Annotated in this window: 5 protein-coding genes; 2 read left to right on the forward strand and 3 right to left on the reverse strand. The window is 54.5% G+C overall.

Features of this window, described 5'->3' with window-relative positions:
• Positions 1–445 precede the first annotated feature (445 nt).
• Positions 446–1,402 (reverse strand): DMT family transporter, encoded by a 957-nt coding sequence (locus tag GOX66_RS25205; protein WP_170766624.1) that lies wholly within the window; start codon positions 1,400–1,402, stop codon positions 446–448.
• 79 nt (positions 1,403–1,481) lie between these two features.
• Between GOX66_RS25205 and GOX66_RS25210 the strand changes: the two genes are divergently transcribed.
• The gene (locus tag GOX66_RS25210) at positions 1,482–2,876 is read left to right on the forward strand and encodes an aminotransferase-like domain-containing protein (RefSeq protein ID WP_170766626.1); all 1,395 of its coding nucleotides are present in this window, start codon (positions 1,482–1,484) and stop codon (positions 2,874–2,876) included.
• A 51-nt stretch (positions 2,877–2,927) separates the two neighbouring features.
• Here GOX66_RS25210 and GOX66_RS25215 read toward each other — a convergent pair whose 3' ends face one another.
• Together GOX66_RS25215 and GOX66_RS25220 are read right to left on the reverse strand one after the other, a co-directional pair.
• A complete protein-coding gene (locus GOX66_RS25215; protein WP_170766628.1) occupies positions 2,928–3,473 on the reverse strand; it encodes an alpha/beta hydrolase family protein in 546 nt (181 codons plus the stop codon).
• A gap of 81 nt (positions 3,474–3,554) precedes the next feature.
• Complete coding sequence (locus GOX66_RS25220; RefSeq protein WP_170766630.1) at positions 3,555–3,959, reverse strand: alpha/beta hydrolase family protein; 405 nt, start codon at positions 3,957–3,959, stop codon at positions 3,555–3,557.
• Positions 3,960–4,123: 164 nt separating this feature from the next.
• Between GOX66_RS25220 and GOX66_RS25225 the strand changes: the two genes are divergently transcribed.
• Positions 4,124–4,745 (forward strand): hypothetical protein (locus tag GOX66_RS25225; protein ID WP_170766632.1); only part of this gene is annotated, 622 nt, incomplete at its 3' end.

The raw sequence follows: 4,745 nt of genomic DNA on the forward strand, positions 1-4,745 counted from the left end.
CAAAGGCCAATCATGCACTAACAATCAAATTGGACCACACAAGTGGGGCTGATCAGATGTGCGGGTCAAAACGTTGCTGTGGCATGCGGAATGCGATCATCTGGTTGGGAGTATGCCGATACATCTTCACAGCTGCTTACCAAACTCCGTCCTGACTGTGATCCCGAATGAAGGGCATCTTTGGATTTTGAACCACGTCACAGAAACCCTGCTACAGCTTTTCGAAGCGGCGCCTTTGGCCGATTTCGAAGAAAACCCAGGGAGGCCCTGCCCTCAAAACCTCTCCGTCATTGAGTGAGAAGTCGTGGACCCCTCACAGGGTTTTCTTTGTGATCGCCACCCCGGTTGGCGAGTGATCCGCCATAGCGATAACTACTGTTAGGCCTAAGAAACCCGATGCTCGCACCTACGGGGATGGAAAACGCGCACGCGGTTTCCAGCACGTTCAAGCCCTCGGAGTCAGCGATTGAACTCGGGTCCTCCGTAGACTTGTGATCGTCAGGCCGTAGATGCACGCTACAACGACTGCCAATGCAACGATCTGATAGGTCGCGATGGTATCATCAAGAAGTGGAACAGCCAGGACCATTGTCAGGGCGGGCCAGGGTGTGGTGATCGAGCTGGCAAGAGACACGTCGATATGGCGCACGGCGTAGAACCAGACGACTAACTCAAGGAAATAGACCAGCCCCATGTTGGCAGACATGGTTTGGAAGATTGCACTTGCGCCAATGGCTAACCCTGACGGTATTGCAATTGCCAGAATGATCGCCAAAAACAACGTCGAAATCGCGACGCGAAAGAATGTTACCTGAACAGGTGTGACGGGCTTTTTGCCTAGTTCTTCCTTGATTATGACATGCGCGATACTCCACAGAAGTGGGACCCCAAGCGAAGCCAGAAACCAGGGCGACAAGCCTGACATCAGGAAAGTACCCCCTGTGCCCAGGTAATAGAGCGCACCAATCAGAACTGCGGTCAGGGTCAGCTCAAATGCTGTTTTATGGCGCTTGAGGAACAGGGTTTCCCAGAATATCGCAAATAGCGGGTAAGCCTGAATTGCGATTGCTGCGTTGGTCGCGCCAGCCTTCTCAACACCAAGCACGTAGAAGTAAGTAGAAAGGCCGAATAGCCCACCAGTAAACAATGCAACGAGGACCATTCGCTGGCTTTCGCAAGGCGATAGTTTGACACCAAAGATACCTTTTGTTCCGCTCCACAATTCAAACCCGAACGCGGGTGTCGCAAAGACCAATTGCCAGACCGATAACGCAAAAGCGAAACTGAGCGCTCCGACATCCGAAGGACGCAAGTTCGATATGATTGGCATGACACTTAGCAGGGTGAGGCTGACCAGAGAAAGAACTACGCCTTTCCCAACTGACGGCGAGTTAAGCGCCATGACAAAGCTCCACAAATTGCATTGACGTCTAGAGGCATTGCATCCACGCTGCAATCAGCGCAATAGAAAGATTGATCTGATGGCAATTTGGATACCTGATCTGTCGAACCGCGAAGGCCCTAAGTACCTTCAGATTGTGGAAGTCATGGCCGAAGATATTGCAACGGGACGTTTGCTTCCCGGCGCGCGTCTTCTGCCGCATCGAGAACTCGCCTACCAACTGAATGTTTCACCCAACACAACAAGCCGCGCTTATGCTGAGGCGGTGAAACGTGCTTTGCTACGGGGCGAAGTTGGTCGGGGAACGTTTGTTCGATCTGTTGACGCTGATCTCTCGCCCGCGGAGCCGGAAACATTGCTCCGTTCAAATACTGGACCGGTTGATCTTTCCCGAAACCTGCCGATGCCAGGTTTTTCCGAACATCACATTCGCCGCGCCATGTCAGACATCGCAAATGACACTGGGTTGCGCTCCTTGCTGGACTATCAAACCGATGCTGATCTGGCGCATCACCGTGCGGCTGGTCAGACATGGCTGAATGAGTGCGGATTGGATGCAGATATGGACTGCGTTGTGCCAGTAGTTGGCGGCCAACACGGTATTCTGTGCGCTTTGATGGCATTGTTGCAGCCCGGTGATTTACTGCTTTCAGAAACCCTGACCTATACTCCTGTTCTCGAGATGGCCGCGCGTCTCAATTTGCAGACAGGGGCGGTTGCAATGGATGCGCAGGGGGTAATCCCCGAAGCGTTCGAGGCGTGGTGTCGCAATGGAAGGCCGAAAGCCTTCTATCTGACCCCAACACTCCAAGCGCCAACGACCGTTACATTGTCAGACGAACGGCGTGTCGAGATTGCCCGAATTGCGGAACGTTATGGCGTGATCCTGATCGAGGACGATGTTTTTGGGCCACTTAAACGCAATAAGCCGGCGCCGATCTCGCGGTCAGCACCGGGTAATACGGTCTATGTGACCAGCCTTTCCAAAAGCGTCGCGCCAGGGCTGCGTGTAGGTTTCCTTTACGCACCCAAGAAACTTGCGCCAGCGCTTCGCCAGTCCGTCAATCTGAGCGTTTGGATGACACCGCCAATGACGTTGGAGGTGGCAAGCCGATTGATCGAGGACGGGTCCGCCGCGAAACTGACAGAGGTTCAACAAAGGACTGCAATCCACCGCCAGAAACTTGTGCAACACATACTGGGCGCCGAGGCGGTGCAACAGATGTCCGATGGGTTCCACGTCTGGTTGCAGTTGCCTGATGGTTGGCGTGCGGACGTTTTTAGTGCGGAGTGCGCCCGCTTGGGAGCTTATGTCAGCGAGGGCCGCAGTTTCGCTTTGAATGCAAGCGATGCGCCAGAGGCTGTCCGTATTTGTGTTAGTCATGAGTCACAGGAAGACCGTCTCCGGCAAGGCCTGGAGGTTATCGCCGGGGTACTGAGGCAAAAACCAAGCGGATCGTCGATGGTAATCTGACCGGCCAAAAACACCGGTGCTATGACGGTTGACCGACTGATTTGCGACACCTCAGTGTTGCGAGAAGAAACTCAACACTTCGGCGATGATCATCTGGTGCTTTTCCTCGCGCAGCGGGCCAGCATCCATACAGATGATTTCATCGCCAGGTTCTTCTTTTGCCAGAAGCTCAAACCCTCCCGGCTTGCAAAGCCCGAGGAAGTCGAAATGCGACAGGGTTTCCGGCTCGATGTACTTGGCAACGCCAGGGGAAACTGCGCCCAGCAAGGCGCGTGATTCTATGTCGAGCGTCAGACCAGAACTCATGATCGGCGCACCAAAGACCAGCAGAGGCTTCTCGATCTGAGCAAGACTATCCTCCGAAAAGCTCTGCGTGCCGCCCAGATCAAAAACCACGAACGCCACGATCCGGGGATCGGAAAGGTCAGCCTCCATCTGCGCACGGTCTTCGTCGGTCTGTGCGATCTTCCAATCGGCGAGAATGCTACACGCCAGTTCGTCCGTTATTCCCTCGCAAAAGCGGTTCAACCGTCCGGCGTCATATCGTGCTCCCGCCAATGCAACCGCAGTGAACCCGCCCAGGGAATGTCCCGCCATATAGACCCGCTCGGTGTCTATAAGCTCAGCGAAATTAAGAGATGTGACTGCGTGGTCAATGACACGAGATACGTCTTTGGGTCATTCCCACAATTGTCGGGTTAAATCGGGGTCACGCGACCAGGTCGAGGTTCCTGGGTGGTTGATGGCAGCAACAACATACCCCTTCCGCGCCAGGGCACTGGCAAGCCATGCCTGATTGTACGCGTTGCCATACATCCCGTGCGAGAGGACAACCAAGGGAAACGGGCCTTCGGACGGTTTAGCATCCCTCACAATCTGCGTGCCCACCCAGACCTCACTTTCAAAATCATAGGTCAGCGGTCCGGCGGCCTCTGTCGGGTACCAAACAAACCCTGACAGGTCTCGTTCGCCGTCGGCTTCGCTAATCTTCAGATCTGCCATGGCTGGTTCATAGGATTGTGCCCGTGCGATCGTGGCAATAGCCAGAAATACACCGGCTACAACGCAGGATATACGTGCCATCAAAGGTTCCACATTTGGTTGCTGTTCACATTGAAGGTGAACGGCGAACCAAATTGTAACAACAGGTTGGGCTGTCTATACCTGTCCTTGATCCTGATCGAGGACAGGCCCCGGCAGAAAGAGGACAGATGGACACCCCAACGCTGGTCAGTTTGCCCCTGCCGATGACGACAGCGCTGCTCTGTTCCGTACTTGCCGGGTTGGTATGGTGGCTGAATCTGGGTCCGCAGAGAGCCAATGCACTCTTTTCCGGCTTCTTCGGACTAGGTGCAAGGATGTCGTTTCTGGTCGGCCTACGGTTCGGTTTTGGCACCGAAAAAATAATCCCGCTCCAGCGCATGCTGCCGTTCTTTCTTGGCCCTTTGCTGTATCTGGGCTTCGTGTCGCTCACGGTCGAAAAACGCGATGTCTTAAGGTTGGTCTTGCTGCACCTGGGAGCGCCCCTTGTTCTGATAGCGCTTTTCTTTGTTATTTCGGACAACCTGCTGACACTCGATTTGGCGATCAGTGCCAGCTACGCCATCTACTGCATCGCGATGTTTGTGCTGTGGCGCAGGGGACCCGACGCATTCACCCAGGCGCCAGTAAACGTGACCGGGAGCGTGTCCAACTGGCTGTTGCGCGGTCTCGGGTTTCTCGTCTTCATCTTGGTTTTGGACAGCGCGATTGCGATCGATTTTGCACTGACGCGGGGAGCCAATGCGTCACAACTAATCTCTTATGGCACCATTCCGATGGTGTTTTCCAGGTCGAGTGCCGCGCCATATCCAAAAGTGGCACCAGAAA

Origin of the sequence: Ruegeria lacuscaerulensis, assembly GCF_013031245.1 — a bacterium.
GTDB classification, from domain to species: Bacteria; Pseudomonadota; Alphaproteobacteria; order Rhodobacterales; family Rhodobacteraceae; genus Ruegeria; species Ruegeria lacuscaerulensis_C.